Origin of the sequence: Bacillus sp. es.036 (assembly GCF_002563635.1) — a bacterium.
Taxonomy (GTDB): domain Bacteria; phylum Bacillota; class Bacilli; order Bacillales; family Guptibacillaceae; genus Guptibacillus.
This window is the reverse complement of record NZ_PDIZ01000001.1, coordinates 858,805-874,123: the sequence shown is the minus strand read 5'-3', so window position 1 is coordinate 874,123 and position 15,319 is coordinate 858,805. Positions and strand designations below refer to the sequence as shown.

Below are 15,319 nucleotides of genomic sequence, written 5' to 3'. Positions count from 1 at the left end.
CTCCTCATGAAAGAGGTTTATCTGTTCTAACCTTGAACATACCAATCAATCGTTTTTGACATCCCTTCTTCAAAAGAGACGAGCGGCATCCAGCCAAGCTTACTAAGTTTACTGTAGTTAAGTGCGTATCTAAAATCATGGCCCTGACGATCCTTCACTAACTCGATTAATTCTTCCTTCCCTCCCATATAATTCAAAATAAAGTGAACGACCTCAAGATTTGTTCTTTCCTGATGACAGCCGATGTTGTATACTTCACCGACTTCACCTGACAACATCACCTTTTTAATCGCTCGACAATGATCTTCAACATAAAGCCATTCTCGTATATTTAACCCATCTCCATAAATAGGTATTTTTTTATTTAACGATATATGCTCAATAATTTTCGGGATAAGCTTTTCTTTATTTTGATACGGTCCATAATTATTTGAGCATCTCGTAATAATAACTGGAAGATCATACGTGCGGTAGAAGGATTGAACAAGTAGGTCTGCACTTGCCTTTGTTGCTGAATAAGGGTTATTAGGTGAAAGCTTGGAAGTTTCTTTGAAAGGCTTTTTCTTCGAAGTTAAGGATCCGTATACCTCGTCTGTTGAGATTTGAATATACTTTTTTGCTTTCCCTTGCTTCACCAAATGGAGTAAATGTGATACACCAATCACATTTGAACGAACAAAAGCATTAGCATCCTCGATACTTCGATCAACATGTGTTTCAGCAGCAAAGTTGATCACAACATCATAGGTAACATCAAATGCTTTTTCTAATTGTTCTATGTCAGCGATATCGATTTTCATGAACCGATAGTTCTTTCGGTTTGACCATTCACTCACTATGGTTGGATGAGCCGCATAAGTTAAGGCATCGATATTGGTGACATACCAATCAGTTGTCTCTAAAAGCAACCGAACAAAGTTTGACCCTATAAAACCCGCCCCTCCGGTGACAAGAATTTGTTTACTCATGTTTAGACTCCTTTCGATCACCATTGATTAGCTGATTTGCATAGTAAAGGCTTTCATGAGTACCCGCATCAATCCACCAGCCATTTAACATTTGATACCCTAATTGTCCTTCTTTAATGAGTAGATTGTTTAAGTCCGTGATCTCTAATTCCCCTCGTTGTGAAGGCACCAGCTGCTTCATATAGCGAAAAACACTAGCATCATATAGATAGATTCCAGTCACACAAAGATCGGATTTAGGATTGACAGGTTTTTCTTCAATGGCGCTAATCTTGTTCGTTTTCAAATCAATTTCCGCAATCCCATAAGCGATAGGGTTCGTCACTTTCTTCAAAAAGACATGAGCCACTTTTTGATCTTTCTCAAAATCACTTACTGCCTTTTTTAACGAATCTTGAAATAAATTATCACCTAATAAGACGATGAACTTAGAATCTCCAACAAACGATTTCGCTAAGGAAACACCGTGAGCAATTCCGAGTGGTTCATCCTGAATTTTATAAGTGACATTCAGACCTAGTTCCCTTCCGTCACCAATCAACTTGTCATAGAGAGGCTGATCGTCTTCATTAATAATTAAAAGCACGTTCTCTACGTTAGCTTCCTTCAGCTTTAATAGTGCCCAATAAATCATCGGATACTTCCCTACAGGTAAGAAATGTTTATTCACGATTTTCGTAATGGGTGAAAGTCGAGTGCCACTTCCTCCCGCTAATATTACTCCTTTCAAACTAACCACAATCCTTTCACTCCAAAGCATTTTAGACAATCAACTTTCTAGTATCTTATTTACAAGAGAAATGTACTCTTTTTCCTTTCCAATATCGTATCTCTCTGACAGGCATTCGCGTGCAAAACAGGTTTCTTCCTTTAATGAAGCATTAATGGCATCGGTTAGCTGCATTTCTCCATTTCTTCCTGTTGTTAACCCTTCAAGATAACGAAAAATAGATGCATTAAAAATGTACCTACCTGTTACAGCAAGATTTGAAGGAGGATCATAAACAGGCTTCTCAACGATATCGGATATTTGATAAATGTTGTTTGCCACTTCTTTTCCTTTTATAACCCCATAGTCTTTCAAATTCTGTTTATCAACGCTTTTGATCCCAATAACGTTCGTTCTTTTTTCTTTATATAATTCAAGCAATTCCTCAAGCGCCAGTTTACCTTTACCAATAAAAATATCATCGGGTAAAAGCACAGCTACTGGTTGATTGTTCGCAAAATGCTTTCCGTGTAAGATCGCATCACCCAGGCCTCTTGCATAAGGCTGTCTGATATACTGAATGTGCACATCTGGTAATTTCGTTTTCTCTAACAAATGGATTTTGTTCATTTTCTTCAGGAAAGCTTCAAGCTCTAGTGACTCGTCGAAATAGTCCATAATTAAATTCTTGGACCTAGATACGACGATTAAAATTTCTTCAATGCCTGCAGCTACTGCCTCCTCCACGACATATTGAATGGCAGGTTTTCCACCGATTGGAAACATTTCTTTAGGGATCACTTTTGTAATAGGCAGGCTCCTCGTTCCATATCCAGCCGCCGGTATGATTGCCTTCTTAATCAAGCCATTCTCCCCCCTTTATCTTTCCTTCTAAGTTATTCGAGAGAAATCATGACAGTAACTTGTACGTTGATAATCAGGCGGTTAAAACAACCGACATAAAAAAAACGACAAAATTAAGTCGTTTTTAATAGTTGTGTAATAGCTTCTTCCATCGCTTGAACACTTCGATTCCAGGTCCACTTCGCCGCTTCTTCTTCTCCTTTTTGTGCTAATTTCCGTCTCAAATTAGGTTGATTTAAAAGCTTTAGAATATCTGAACAAAGTCGGTCTTCATAACGAAACGAAATTAACGAATTGATACCATCGGCACAATAATCAGCATTACCGCCATTATATGTGGTTACTAACGCCGCACCACATTTCATCGCTTCAAGACTCGGAAGTGAAGCTGTGTCATAAGTAGAAGAATTCACAAAGATGTCCGATTGGTTGTAATAATATGCTAATTCTTGATCCTCTGCGGGTGTACGAAAGGTATACAATCCTGAAGCTTTTATGGATTGAAGGGTAGGTGAAGTGTATAGTTCATTTGGTGGCGTAATTAAGGTTAGCTGAACCTCTGGATTTGCTTTTCGCACAATCATGAGTTGATTCAACAAATATTCCTGTTCTCGATGCCATGAAAAACCACCCTCGGGCTTTCTAATAATTGCTGTTACGTTGGGAACTTTGTTTTGTGACCGTATATTTTGGTTGTGAAAATCTTTACTTATACCTACGGGAACGATTTTTCCTTTAATTCCATGATTGAGTTGAATTAAGTCACGATGCCACTTTGACAGCACTAGGAGATGGGGTGTTACGTGATAGCTTGGAAACGAAAGGTCTTGTTTAGGTAAAAAAGTAGGTTCATAGCAGAGGCTTAACCTGATATGAATCCCTTTTTGGTTTAAACTCGCTTTTTGAGCTTCATTAACTAACGTATAGTAATTTGATACAATCACATCTGCTTTAGGATAATCTTGTTCTTTTAACTCGTATGAATTGGGGATGCGTTTTATATCTGCCTGAACCGAATATTCAATCACTCCTGATGAAGGCATGAGAATAATCACTTCATGTCCTCGGTCAACTAATCCATTCGCAAGCTCAGCAAGCATTCGCTGAGCGCCGCCTTTGCAAAGAGTAAGGATCGGAAAAGTAAATTTCATAACTTCCTCCGTTCCGCTTGAATCGCCAAACTAAGCGCAGAACGATGCTTTCGTCGAACACTTGCTAGCTCCACTCGAATCGCCTCAGGAAATTTCTTTGTTCCCATTTCATTATGAACGCGATAATAGACAAGACATTCATTCTGGTAAACAAAGTGGTATCGTTCAGCAATTCTTACCCATAGATCGTAATCGTGTGTGTAAGGCAGTGCTTCATCAAAACCATTTAACTCTCTCAATAGCTGCATTTCAACCATAACGGTGCATCCATTAATCGCACAGCCTTTTTTTAAGTGTCTAAGAAAAGCAAGTCGACTTGGAAACGATACGCCCACCGAATCACTTGTTATATCCCCGTTGTGGTCAATTAGTTTGTAAGAAGTATAGCCGATTATGGCTTTGTTTTTCACTAAAAAAGCTAATTGCTTTTCAACTTTATCTTTTGCGTAGAGATCATCGGCACTAAGCCAGGTGAAGTAATCACCAGTAGCTGCTTTAATTCCTGTATTTAAAGCCCCTGCAGTACCTTTATTACTTTGTTCAATATAACGAATTGAATTGTAATAGGGAACAATTTTTTCAGCGAAAGTCGTTGACCCATCGTTAACCACAATGACTTCAATATTGCTATACGTTTGCCCTAATGCACTGTCTATTGCTTTATCGATGTATTCACAATTATAAAAAGGAATAATAATGGAGACTTTCTTCAAATGCCATCTCCTCCTTCATTTCTATAAAACTTTCTAAAATAATTTAGCGTATCTTCTAAAGAAGTACGAATATCGAATCCTCGTTCCCATCCTAGTCTCTTCAAAGCTAAACTAGTTAGTAACTTGGGTTGATCATGCTTATTTTCAGCAAATTGAACTGTAAATGGGACCTTAGATAATTCCTGAAAAATACGTGAAATCTCTTCAAGTGAACGTACTTCTCCTGAATTAATCTCGAATTCTTGGCCAGGCTTACCTTGTTCTAAAATGAGATGATAGGCACGTACGGCATCACGGACATCCACATAATCTCTCATAACTTGTTTATTTTGAAGGTAAAGGATTGCCTCGTTATCTATTTTTTTATTTTCCAGATCGACAATGCTCCTAGCAATATTTGCACATACGCCCGTCGATGGTCCCGGTCCAATTAAATTTGTTGTTTTGACAAAGATTGCATTTCCTCCGTAGAATTGTTGCCAAACCTTTAATAATTCTCCCTGCAGCGACTTGCTGTAACTATAAGGGTGTGGGTATGAGCTTTCTGTTTGCAAAGCTGATCCGACTACTAAAACCTTAGCTTTTGAAGCATAATTTTTCACGGCAGATAGTAAATACAACGTAGACATAAAGTTGGTTTGAATTGTAGATACGGGAGATTCCCAGGACTTTCCTACATGGTTCTGACCAGCTAAATGAAGGACCATATCCGGTTTTATGAGCTCAATCAATCGATTAACATTTTCTTCATTAGTTAAATCAGCGAAGTGTTTGTTTTTCGATTCATTCTTTTTTCTCGTTACTCCAATAACATGATAATCTTTGAAGTAGTTTAAAGCATGTCTACCTGTATATCCATCAGCCCCTGTAATCAGAAGAATTGGCTTACCCACTGTTGTTCATCCATTTCTTAAGTTCAATTAGCATTTCCCAGTACGAAGGACCCGTATAACGAAAGTCTTCGCGTGTATTTAGAATGGTACGATCTAAAAAGAAGGGATTTGAAGGAATAATCGATACATCTTTTTTCTCAAATATTTCCTTCATCAATTTTAACAGCTCATATTTTGAAATCGTGTTTTTTGAATGGAGATGAATGAGTCCTTCCACCTGTTCATCAATTAACTGGTTGATTACCCGGGCAAGTTCTAACGTAGTAACCCCATTCCAAAAAACCTTTTGATATCCTGGTATTTCTCCTTTTTGACTCATAAACCATAGAAATAAACCAATGCCATCCGCTTTTAATTCTGGTCCAATAATGGAGGTTCGTATCGTTAGGTGTGGTGCTTGAGTAATCTCCCCTATTGCTTTTGTACGTGCATAGACGCTATCTCCATCGGGAGCATCTGACTCGGTATAACTCCCTTTTTTTCCTGAAAAAACGCAGTCTGTACTAATATGAATCACCTTACCACGTCTTCGATTCATTAGTTTTACAAGCTGGTGTGGCAGTAGCGCATTTATTTTGAATGCCTTCTGCTCATTTTTTTCTGCATCGTTATTTAGTACGCCAATTGCATTAATCACTAAATCCGGCTCCGTTTTGTCAATGAGCGTCTCTAACTCGCTTTGACTTAAAACATCAAGATAGAATCCTTCTATATCCAATGGATCCCTTGAAGTATAGAGAATTTGATCTGATTTCCGTTGATCTTTAAGGTATTTAACGATCACGTGCCCCGCCATTCCTTTTCCACCGAGCACAAGAATTTTCATTACATAAAACCACCTTTAATCAGCATCGCCTTTATTTCATCCTTTGTCATAAGATCTTCGCTTGAATTGTAGTTTGTTAACTTAACAGGTTTGAATGCTGCATAATGTTCTTCAAGACCTTTAATTTCGATTGATGGTAAAATAACAAAATATTCTTGATCATAATAAAGGGTTGTTTGACTTTCATATTCAGAGAATAAGATTTCATGAAGCTTTTCACCTGGTCGTATTCCCTGTTCAACGATCTTAACCCCCTGAACACCTGATGCATCGATTAACACTTCAGCTAGATCATAAATTTTGCATGTCGGCATCTTCATGACGAAGATCTCTCCACCGCGACTTTCATAGGTTGCTTTAAATAATAACTTTATCGCATCTGCAAGTGTTAAGAAAAAGCGGGTCATATCCGGATGCGTTATCCCGATCTCTCGATTTGATCGAATTTGATTATTAAAAACATGAATAACACTGCCGTTTGTTCCTAAAACATTTCCTCCACGAACACAAACAAACGTTGTATCAGATTTCAACGTATTCGCATGGATAATTAAACGCTCACCCATTGCTTTGGAAAAACCGTAGAAATTTGAAGGATTGGCTGCTTTGTCTGTTGAGATATAAATCACTTTCTTCACTTTATTATCAATGGCCACACGTATCACATTCTGAGTGCCAATGACATTTGTATTTAATGCTTCAATCGGTTGATCTTCACAAACGGGAACGTGTTTTAACGCCGCTAGATGGAAGATATAGTCAACCCCTTTACTCGCATCAAGTAGTGCTTCTCGTTCTTTGATATCACCAATAACAAAAGTGAGCAGGGGACTCTGTTGAAATTTCCTCTTCATTTCAACCTGACTTGTTTCATTACGAGAAAAAATCCTAATTTCAGCAGGAGATTTTTGCAAGAGCTGCTTTACCAGTTCGTTACCCCACGACCCCGTTCCCCCTGTGACTAAAATGACTTTATTACGGAACAATCTTCATTCCTCCTAATACAAATTTCACAACTCGGTCAGATACATCCGGGTCATCATAGCCTGTTGGAAAAGACCAATTCCGCTGACTATTGATCATGACATTTGTAGCTTCTTTTATTTGCTTTGCATTAAGTCCTGAAACGATGTTACTTCCACAAGAAATTGTTTCAGGCCTTTCAGTTGTCGTTCTGACTGTTACAGCTGGAATATGAAACAAGCAACATTCTTCTTGAACTGTACCGCTATCTGTCAACACACAAAAAGCTGACTTTTCAAGTTGAATGAAATCAAAAAAACCAAACGGTTCATGTAATTCAATCAACGAGTTTAACTGGTGTAATTGATCTGAAGTTAGCTTTGACCTCGTTCTTGGATGGATACTACAAATCATTCTTTTGTTATGCTGATCCGCAATCATTGATAAACCATTAAGAATCTCAGAAAGGTTTGTGGCATTATCAACATTCTCAGCGCGATGCACGGTAACTAAAAAGTAATCTTGTTTTTGTAAGTTAAGTGTGTGAAGGATCTGACTTCGCTCAATTTCTTTCTTATAATGTGTTAACACCTCGAAGATCGGATTACCAGTTACATAGATACGGTTTGAAGGAAAACCTTCTCGCAGTAAGTTTTCCTTACTTTGAACGGTATAAGGAAGGTTATAGCTTGAAATCGCATCAATTACTTTTCGATTCTTTTCTTCTGGTACGTTTAAATCAAAACATCGATTACCAGCTTCCATGTGAGTTACCGGAATATTGAGCCTTTCACCTAATAAGGCACATAGGGCTGAATTCGTATCGCCAAGGATTAAGATACGATCTGGACGGTGCTTTAACAGAATTTGTTCAACATTTTTAAACATAATGGAAAGCTGTTCTCCTAGAGAAGATGTATTTCCTTTCAACGTATAATCAGGTGTACGAATTCCCATTTCTTTAAAGAAAACTTCTTTAAGTGAATGCACGGAATTCTGGCCTGTATGAATGACAATATGCTCTTCTGCTAAACGATCAAGCTTTTCAATAATGAGGCTTAATCGAATAATTTCTGGTCGCGTTCCAAGAATTGTCGCAACTTTCATCTCTGACCTCGTTTCTACATTACTTTGTTGTACTAGATAATTTATGATGATTGGAATAGCTTGCAAGGGACAATCTCCTAGTTTAGTGAAATCATTTTTTTACTTATCTAGAGACTTGTCTATTCCTTTCATTTTGTGGAGCATAGGATAAGCTATACCAAATGGAATGGGATTTCTTATAACAAAGCTTTTTTAAACACGAGGTCGATTTGGTCTCGTGTTTAGTAGAAAAGTATATATTTTAGCATACGTTGTGTAAGAGGTGCGTTAGTTAGGAGGAGATCGTTTATGAAGGTTTTATTTGTTTATTACTTGCCAAGCGGTGGAGTTGAAACATTAAACCGGCAAAGATGTAAGGCATTAAAAGAAGCAGGGATTTTTTGCGAACTTCTATACATGCAACAAGGTACCGGCTATCACAATATCTGTGATATACCTGTATATGTTACAAACGATAATCAAGAAATAAAGCTTCTATTGGAAAAACAAAATTATTCAGCAGTAATGATATGTTCGGATCATCTGTTTTTAAAACGAATTCGTGAACTAGGCTACTCAGGACCCCTATTATATGAAATTCAGGGTCTTGGAACAGAAAAAGAAGCAAGAAACTGGATGGTCAGCGCGCAACCATTTATTCAAACATACGCTAATGCTGTTTTTTATCCTCGGACCTCGCATCTTGAACAGTTATGTCAAACCTTTATTCCAAATGTAAAGTCTTACTCTTTTCACAATTGTTTTGATACAGACCATTTTCATTATGTAACCTCTACATTTCATGCAAAGAACCCTATTATTGGATGGGTAGGACGATTAGAACCGAATAAAAATTGGTACGGATTTCTTCAACTAGTAAATATGATTTTGAGTAAAAATTCAAATATTAACGTTTGGATGTTTCAGGACGCTACGCTTGCTTCTGAAAGCGAAAAAACAAAGTTCCAACAATTTATTCAGCAGCATCATTTAGAAGAAATTGTAACTGTACACTCTAATATCCCACATCAAGAAATGGCGATTTATTATTCTATTATTGCAGACTCAGGAGGATTCCTATGTGCTACATCACAGGTAGAGGGGTTTGGTTATGCAGTTGTCGAAGCAATGAGTTGCCAATGTCCTGTAGTAAGTACTGATTCAGATGGAATAAGAAGTTTTCTTACTCATAACGAGACGGGTAAAATAATAAACATTGATGATTTAGATAAAGCTACGTCAGAATGCCTAGAAGTATTTAATAATGCGGAAATGAAAAATCAACTAGTTAAACAGGCAAATAAAAAAATTAAAAGCACGCTTGATCCCAAAAAATATAACGAAAACTTTACTAAAATGCTAAAACAAATCTCACAAAAATCTTAAGCTACTAAAAAACTTTCCAATCACTCATATGGAAAGTTTTTTTATAACTACTTATCGTCTATAAGTGATATGATTTTTTGCACGAGTTGCGTTGCTCGTATTTCAGTGGAGTGCTTTTCTTCAATTAACCTTGCCCCATTCATCACAATTTCTTTTGAAATAACCTCTTCATTTAAGTAAAAGGTAGCCTTCTCCATAAAATTCTGTTGGTTAATCTCTACAAATGTTTTTCCATCAATAAAACCAAGGTCTTTTAGTTCCTGTGAACCTGAAGCTAACAATAACGTTCTACAACCGAGCACTTCGAAATACTTCAAGACAGGATAATGAAAATTCGAATCACATGTAAAAAAGATGCGAGCGCGATTTATTTCTCTGGCATATTCGTGCTCTACTTTATATCCAGCTTTCTTATGATTCATGGGAAGATAACCAGGATGAGAATAATCAATAAAATCCGGATTGCCTTTAAGCTGCTGTGCTATCATATGACGAAGCGGATAAAGTTCTCGATCGGTACTGCCCATTAGGAGCAATTTCCGATCTTTTTCTAAGTGATAATCTTTATAGATCGTTGTAGGTACGTGATGCGGAAACCAGGTCATGAAGTCTTTGTATTCGGGATACCACTGATTAAACTTATCTCTATAAATAGAAAAAATATGATTAATATCTTCTTTTTCGATAAATTTTTTCCGAGAAGAACGCCTGTAATGCAAGTCATGCATGATGATCGCCCTTGGGATGCCACAATTCTTCAACCCATGAATCTGTGGAGAGTAATCTGACTTGAAATCATTCAGCAAAATAAAATCCGGGGTAAACCCTACTTCAGTTAATATGGAGTCAATGTGTCCATCATTCGACCAAATAACTAAATCTGTTAACTCCCTTAGCTCCTCCACTAAATAAATCGTGCTTTTTTCAATGTAATCAGTTAAGTCTTTTGTAATAAATAATAATTTAATCTTTTTGATCACTACCGCCTCTTTCGTGTAATTAGAAAAAAGCCCCTAAAGGAGCTCTTTACTTAAACGATGGCAACGATTTTATCTAATGGAACAATAACTGTTCCTAAGCCACCGGAACCACCCTGATTTAATACTGCATAATCACGCCCAACTTCTACCATTACAACGTTCATTAAAACTAAGTCCTCATCAGCACCGAGAACAATTACTTCGGTAAGAGGTACCCCAATTAACTTCCGGTATTTTACAACTGGTGAACTTGCCATTATTTTGCCTCCTTTTGAAATAAGTAAAAAGTCTACTCCCTTCATGTTTATGTAGTCAGCTAAAATCTGTATAGGACAATACCTTCTAAATAAAAAAAAATTATAAAACTGAATAGAACTAGCTCCAAACAATTTTGATTAATAGGCTTATAAACAAGCAATTCTCCAATTTATAAATAAAGTATAGTATCTCTAACAATTATGAGTTTTGAAAAGGGGGGATTAGAAATGAGCTTATTTAATGAGTGTGGAAAAGCTTCGAATCATTCAGATAATCATTGCAATAGTTGTATTTGTAACATGCTAAGAAAACTAACCGCTGGTAGAATAGTTGATATTATCTTGTCAGGTGAAGACTTTACTAACCTTGTCTTTACATGCTTTGATTCTAAAACGTGCTGTGCAACTTTTTTAGATGAAACGAGTACATTTATCGCAGATTGTAATAAAATTGAAGCCATTCGCTTAGTTAATGGTTAATTGATAATTTAGTAAAACCTGGAGCGTTTAACCAGGTTTTTTCTTTATGTTCATTATTTTACATACTTACCTCCTTAGACAATCGCCTAATTATCTCCGAAAACGGCTATTTCAACACACCTTACCTATAAGGCCTAATACGATATAAGGTGATGCTGTATAGAGAGCTGCTACTGGAGGGAATTCTAGATGGAAATTTGTACTGTTGGAGCAGGTTATGTTGGGTTAACAACTTCTGCCCTACTTTCAGATCTTGGTCATAACGTCCATGTGATTGATAAAGATATCTCTAAAATTGAGATCTTAAATAAAGGGAAATCTCCAATCCACGAACCAGGCTTAGAAGAATTATTAATAAAAAACCATCAGCGAGGCCGGTTAGTTTTTTCTGATGACCGTGAAGCCTGTATTCTTAACTCACCGATTCTTTTGATTGCTGTCGGAACACCTTCTAAACCGAATGGAGATAGTGATTTAAGTGCTATAAAAAAAGTGTTTGAACATATTGCAATGAACATTACTTCTCATAAATTGATTATTGTCAAAAGCACAGTGCCACCAGGAAGTAACGAGTGGTTTCATCAGTACCTAATCGATCAGGGAGTAGATGAGAAAATGTTCGAAATTGTTTCGAACCCTGAATTTCTAAGAGAAGGCACCGCAGTCTATGATTCATTTCATCCCGATAAAGTCGTGGTCGGATCAAAATCGAAACAAGCGATAAACAAGGTAAAGCAGCTCTACGAGAGTTTACAAGCGCCATGTATTGAAACGACTTTAACTGGAGCTGAATTGGTGAAATATGCATCAAACGCTTTTCTTGCAACAAAAATTTCATTTATTAATGAATTTGCGCGAATTTGTGATGGATATAATGTAAACATTCTTGATGTGACGAAGGCGATTGGTCTCGATCCTAGAATTGGCCCCCATTTTCTTCAATCAGGATTAGGGTATGGCGGATCTTGCTTTCCGAAAGATTTAGATGCCATCAGCTTTGCTGCTCGAAAGAAAAGGATTAAAACGAACTTGCTAGATGCTGTTAGGAAAGTCAATCATCAACAAGTGGATGTCTACGTAAATAAATTAGCTGAACCATTAAATGGCTTTAAAGGCAAACAAATTACCGTTTGGGGGCTTTCCTTTAAACCGAATACGGATGACATACGAGACTCAAGAGCGATTACGCTATGTGAACGCCTGATTGAAAAAGGATGTACGATTATCGCGTATGATCCTAAAGCCACATCTCACAACAATCACATAAAAGAAGAAAACAACATTTACAATGCCGTTTATCAGTCAGACGCGTTAATTGTCGCTACTGAGTGGGATGAATTTAACCAGGCCGATTGGAATAGGGTGAAGCACTTGATGAAAGGAAACATCATACTAGATGGAAGAAATACCCTCGACCAAGAAGCCATCAGTGCATCAGGATTACGGTACTTGGGGGTGGCTCGTCCATGAACATTTTAGTCACAGGTGCAGGAGGTTTTATAGGCTCACATTTATGTATGGAATTACTGCAACAAAACCCACATGACACCGTAATTGGCGTTGATCGAAACATGAAAACGAGAAATACAACTCTTCTAAAAAACGACCGTTTTACTTCAATCGAACTTGACCTATTGACTTGCGACCTTTCAGACCTTATACACAACGTGGACGTCATTTATCATCTAGCGGGTATTCCTGGTGTCCGATCAAGCTGGGGAAAAGACTTTGAGACTTATCTTCTTCATAATGCGTTATTGACACAGAACCTATTAGATGCCTGCAAAAATGAATCCCTCAAGAAATTCATCTATATCTCTACGTCATCCGTCTATGGTGAAAAAAGTGGCAGCGTCTCAGAAGAGATGAGACCAATTCCTTTATCGCCCTATGGCATTACAAAACTAACAGGTGAACACCTTTGCAGAGTTTATCATCAGTATTACGATGTTCCTATAGTTATCCTTCGTTATTTCACTGTGTATGGCCCTCGACAGCGACTAGACATGGCCTTTCATCGGTTTATTAAACAACTGCTCCTCGATCAGCCTCTTACCGTTTACGGAGATGGTCAGCAGACGAGAGATTTCACTTATGTGAATGACTGTGTGAAGGCAACATCTGCCGTTTGTCGTGCTCAAGATGTGATAGGTGAAACGATTAACATAGGAGGTAAAGAACGGGCATCCGTTCTTGAAGTCATTCATCTTCTGGAACAATTAATGAACAAAAAAGCGCAAGTGATATTTACAAACAAAGCAAAAGGTGAACCGCTCCAAACATGGGCTGATATTACAAAAGCGCAAACGATTTTAAACTATCAACCTCAGATCTCATTAAAAGAAGGATTGCGTTACGAAATTGAAGATTTAGAGGAACTGTACCTTTCCGGGAGGGATCCTTTGTGAATTTAGCATTCGTTTGTACTGAGAAACTTCCTTCTCCAGCCATTAAAGGCGGCGCTATTCAAATGATGATTGATGGCGTCAGTCCTTTTTTGTCCGATAAATATAACCTGACCATCTTCTCCGTTAGTGATCCTTCCCTCCCTACAACCGAGGAGATTGATCAGATTAAGTATATTCGCGTTCCGAGAGCGAACTATTTTTACCATGTTGCCTCGCATCTAGCTAAAGAGGAAGCTTATGACGTCATTCACATCTTCAATCGTCCAAAAGCCATTCCGATCTACAAGGCCGCTAGTCCAGAGAGTCAGTTTGTGTTAAGTCTTCATAATGAAATGTTTGCTGAACATAAGCTCTCAGACGAAGAAGGGAAGCAGGTTGTTGAAACGGTAAGCTCAATCATGACGGTAAGTGAATATATTCGAAAGACAGTGATCTTACGATTTCCCGAGGCAACTGAAAAAACACACGTTGTTTATTCTGGAGTAGACTTAAAACAATTTGAACCGAAGTGGACAAAACGAGGCCAAGAAATAAGTTCGTATCTTAAACAAAAGAACAATTTATCAGGAAAAAAAGTAATTTTATTTATAGGAAGATTAAGTAAAACAAAAGGGCCACACCTCCTTATTCAAGCGATGCCACACGTGCTTGAAAAATATCCTGATGCGGTACTCGTCATTTGTGGTGGTAAATGGTTTAGTGATAATCGTCCGAATAAGTATGTTAAGATGTTACACAAAATGGCTGAGCCATTAGGTGAACATGTTCGCTTTACACAATACGTCCCGCATGACCAAATTCCACACTCCTTTTTACTTGGTGATGTCTTTGTATGTAGCTCACAGTGGCAAGAGCCACTCGCCAGAGTTCATTATGAAGCCATGGCAGCAGGCGTCCCCCTCATCACCACAAAACGTGGTGGCAATGCAGAGGTGATCACACATATGCATAATGGGCTTGTGTTGAAAAATTATTCAAACCCAGCTAACTTTGCTGCTGCGATCTGTGATCTGTTTAGCCATCCCCATCAGGCACTTGAGTTTAGCTTAAATGGAAGAAAGGTCGTTGAAGCGAATCACCAATATTTTCATGTGGCAGAACGGTTAGAGAGGATTTATTTAAAAGCCTATGCCGGTCATTTTTCCATGCAATCAAACGATCCTGCCATCGAAGAGTCGGAAGAAGAGTCTGAAGATAAATCATATTTACAACCTGAAGTTGAATTAAAAAATGAGATTCCCTCTAAAATTACTCATAAAAAATGGATTGTTGATCGATCCTACAGAAAGCGGAAGAGATAGAACCGTGGGGTTCTATCTCTTCTTCTGTTTATTCGTCTTCGTCCTCTTCTTCTTCCTCTTCTTCCTCTTCTTCCTCTTCTTCTTCTTCTTCTTCCTCTTCTTCTTCTTCTTCTTCGTCCTCAGTTAAATCAAATTCAAACTTATGCTCTTCTCCATTCACCATTTCAAATTTAAGACCAATTTCTTCTACTTCATTCGTTGCAAGTAATTCTTGTAGCTTTGCCAATACCTCTTGATGCTTTGCATTTTCAGCCATTTTTACTTTCCTCCCGTATGTTTTTAGTATTCTATAAAAGAATTCTTTATAAGATATGCTTATGCAATTGATTTGTAT

At 37.6% G+C, this 15,319-nt stretch carries 17 protein-coding genes; 5 read left to right on the top strand and 12 right to left on the bottom strand.

What is annotated here, in order from left to right; translation table 11 throughout:
• Nucleotides 1–26: 26 nt before the first annotated feature.
• The 9 genes from rfbB to wecB all read right to left on the bottom strand — a co-directional run bounded on the left by rfbB (nt 27) and on the right by wecB (nt 8,194).
• Entirely contained in the window at nt 27–968 is a 942-nt protein-coding gene (gene rfbB, locus ATG70_RS04545; RefSeq protein WP_098443178.1) for a dTDP-glucose 4,6-dehydratase, read from the bottom strand.
• The gene (locus tag ATG70_RS04540) at nt 961–1,698 is read right to left on the bottom strand and encodes a sugar phosphate nucleotidyltransferase (protein ID WP_098445716.1); all 738 of its coding nucleotides are present in this window, start codon (nt 1,696–1,698) and stop codon (nt 961–963) included. The genes rfbB and ATG70_RS04540 overlap by 8 nt, the downstream gene beginning before the upstream one ends.
• A 39-nt stretch (nt 1,699–1,737) precedes the next feature.
• On the bottom strand, nt 1,738–2,541 hold the full coding sequence (locus tag ATG70_RS04535) for a UTP--glucose-1-phosphate uridylyltransferase (RefSeq protein ID WP_098443177.1): 804 nt from the start codon (nt 2,539–2,541) through the stop codon (nt 1,738–1,740).
• 113 nt (nt 2,542–2,654) lie between these two features.
• A complete protein-coding gene (locus tag ATG70_RS04530; RefSeq protein WP_098443176.1) occupies nt 2,655–3,692 on the bottom strand; it encodes a glycosyltransferase family 4 protein in 1,038 nt (345 codons plus the stop codon).
• Nucleotides 3,689–4,405, bottom strand: coding sequence for a glycosyltransferase family 2 protein (locus ATG70_RS04525; RefSeq protein WP_098443175.1), 717 nt, complete (start codon nt 4,403–4,405; stop codon nt 3,689–3,691). The genes ATG70_RS04530 and ATG70_RS04525 overlap by 4 nt, the downstream gene beginning before the upstream one ends.
• Nucleotides 4,402–5,298, bottom strand: coding sequence for an NAD-dependent epimerase/dehydratase family protein (locus ATG70_RS04520; protein ID WP_098443174.1), 897 nt, complete (start codon nt 5,296–5,298; stop codon nt 4,402–4,404). The genes ATG70_RS04525 and ATG70_RS04520 overlap by 4 nt, the downstream gene beginning before the upstream one ends.
• Complete coding sequence (locus ATG70_RS04515; protein ID WP_098443173.1) at nt 5,291–6,124, bottom strand: dTDP-4-dehydrorhamnose reductase family protein; 834 nt, start codon at nt 6,122–6,124, stop codon at nt 5,291–5,293. The genes ATG70_RS04520 and ATG70_RS04515 overlap by 8 nt, the downstream gene beginning before the upstream one ends.
• Entirely contained in the window at nt 6,124–7,110 is a 987-nt protein-coding gene (locus ATG70_RS04510; protein ID WP_098443172.1) for a polysaccharide biosynthesis protein, read from the bottom strand. Before ATG70_RS04510 ends, ATG70_RS04515 begins: the two co-directional genes overlap by 1 nt.
• Nucleotides 7,100–8,194 carry a non-hydrolyzing UDP-N-acetylglucosamine 2-epimerase gene (gene wecB, locus ATG70_RS04505; protein ID WP_098445715.1) on the bottom strand — a complete coding sequence of 365 codons (1,095 nt, stop codon included), beginning with the start codon at nt 8,192–8,194 and terminating at the stop codon, nt 7,100–7,102. Before wecB ends, ATG70_RS04510 begins: the two co-directional genes overlap by 11 nt.
• Before the next feature lie 288 nt (nt 8,195–8,482).
• Here wecB and ATG70_RS04500 point away from each other — a divergent pair, with 288 nt between their 5' ends.
• Nucleotides 8,483–9,559, top strand: coding sequence for a glycosyltransferase family 4 protein (locus ATG70_RS04500; RefSeq protein ID WP_098443171.1), 1,077 nt, complete (start codon nt 8,483–8,485; stop codon nt 9,557–9,559).
• A 47-nt stretch (nt 9,560–9,606) separates the two neighbouring features.
• On the opposite strand, the gene ATG70_RS04495 is transcribed toward ATG70_RS04500, so the two are convergent.
• Both ATG70_RS04495 and ATG70_RS04490 read right to left on the bottom strand, forming a co-directional pair.
• Nucleotides 9,607–10,539 carry a glycosyltransferase gene (locus tag ATG70_RS04495; RefSeq protein ID WP_098443170.1) on the bottom strand — a complete coding sequence of 311 codons (933 nt, stop codon included), beginning with the start codon at nt 10,537–10,539 and terminating at the stop codon, nt 9,607–9,609.
• A gap of 50 nt (nt 10,540–10,589) precedes the next feature.
• Entirely contained in the window at nt 10,590–10,796 is a 207-nt protein-coding gene (locus ATG70_RS04490; RefSeq protein ID WP_098443169.1) for a hypothetical protein, read from the bottom strand.
• Nucleotides 10,797–11,024: 228 nt separating this feature from the next.
• Here ATG70_RS04490 and ATG70_RS04485 point away from each other — a divergent pair, with 228 nt between their 5' ends.
• From ATG70_RS04485 to ATG70_RS04470, 4 genes are all read left to right on the top strand, one after another.
• Nucleotides 11,025–11,276: a hydrolase gene (locus ATG70_RS04485; protein WP_098443168.1), complete on the top strand. Its 252-nt coding sequence runs from the start codon at nt 11,025–11,027 to the stop codon at nt 11,274–11,276.
• 189 nt (nt 11,277–11,465) lie between these two features.
• Nucleotides 11,466–12,746, top strand: coding sequence for a UDP-glucose dehydrogenase family protein (locus ATG70_RS04480; protein WP_098443167.1), 1,281 nt, complete (start codon nt 11,466–11,468; stop codon nt 12,744–12,746).
• Nucleotides 12,743–13,684 carry an NAD-dependent epimerase/dehydratase family protein gene (locus ATG70_RS04475; protein ID WP_098443166.1) on the top strand — a complete coding sequence of 314 codons (942 nt, stop codon included), beginning with the start codon at nt 12,743–12,745 and terminating at the stop codon, nt 13,682–13,684. The genes ATG70_RS04480 and ATG70_RS04475 overlap by 4 nt, the downstream gene beginning before the upstream one ends.
• Nucleotides 13,681–14,985, top strand: a complete 1,305-nt coding sequence (locus ATG70_RS04470; protein ID WP_098443165.1) for a glycosyltransferase family 4 protein — start codon at nt 13,681–13,683, stop codon at nt 14,983–14,985. Before ATG70_RS04475 ends, ATG70_RS04470 begins: the two co-directional genes overlap by 4 nt.
• A 28-nt stretch (nt 14,986–15,013) precedes the next feature.
• On the opposite strand, the gene ATG70_RS04465 is transcribed toward ATG70_RS04470, so the two are convergent.
• Nucleotides 15,014–15,241: a hypothetical protein gene (locus ATG70_RS04465; protein ID WP_098443164.1), complete on the bottom strand. Its 228-nt coding sequence runs from the start codon at nt 15,239–15,241 to the stop codon at nt 15,014–15,016.
• Nucleotides 15,242–15,319: the final 78 nt, after the last annotated feature.

Bases quoted from the DNA above. Each gene is read 5' to 3' on its own strand.
- ATG70_RS04480 (WP_098443167.1), top strand. From the start codon at position 11,466: ATGGAAATTTGTACTGTTGGAGCAGGTTATGTTGGGTTAACAACTTCT.
- wecB (WP_098445715.1), bottom strand. From the start codon at position 8,194: ATGAAAGTTGCGACAATTCTTGGAACGCGACCAGAAATTATTCGATTA.
- ATG70_RS04465 (WP_098443164.1), bottom strand. From the start codon at position 15,241: ATGGCTGAAAATGCAAAGCATCAAGAGGTATTGGCAAAGCTACAAGAA.
- ATG70_RS04530 (WP_098443176.1), bottom strand. From the start codon at position 3,692: ATGAAATTTACTTTTCCGATCCTTACTCTTTGCAAAGGCGGCGCTCAG.
- ATG70_RS04515 (WP_098443173.1), bottom strand. From the start codon at position 6,124: ATGAAAATTCTTGTGCTCGGTGGAAAAGGAATGGCGGGGCACGTGATC.
- ATG70_RS04485 (WP_098443168.1), top strand. From the start codon at position 11,025: ATGAGCTTATTTAATGAGTGTGGAAAAGCTTCGAATCATTCAGATAAT.
- ATG70_RS04500 (WP_098443171.1), top strand. From the start codon at position 8,483: ATGAAGGTTTTATTTGTTTATTACTTGCCAAGCGGTGGAGTTGAAACA.
- ATG70_RS04490 (WP_098443169.1), bottom strand. From the start codon at position 10,796: ATGGCAAGTTCACCAGTTGTAAAATACCGGAAGTTAATTGGGGTACCT.
- rfbB (WP_098443178.1), bottom strand. From the start codon at position 968: ATGAGTAAACAAATTCTTGTCACCGGAGGGGCGGGTTTTATAGGGTCA.
- ATG70_RS04475 (WP_098443166.1), top strand. From the start codon at position 12,743: ATGAACATTTTAGTCACAGGTGCAGGAGGTTTTATAGGCTCACATTTA.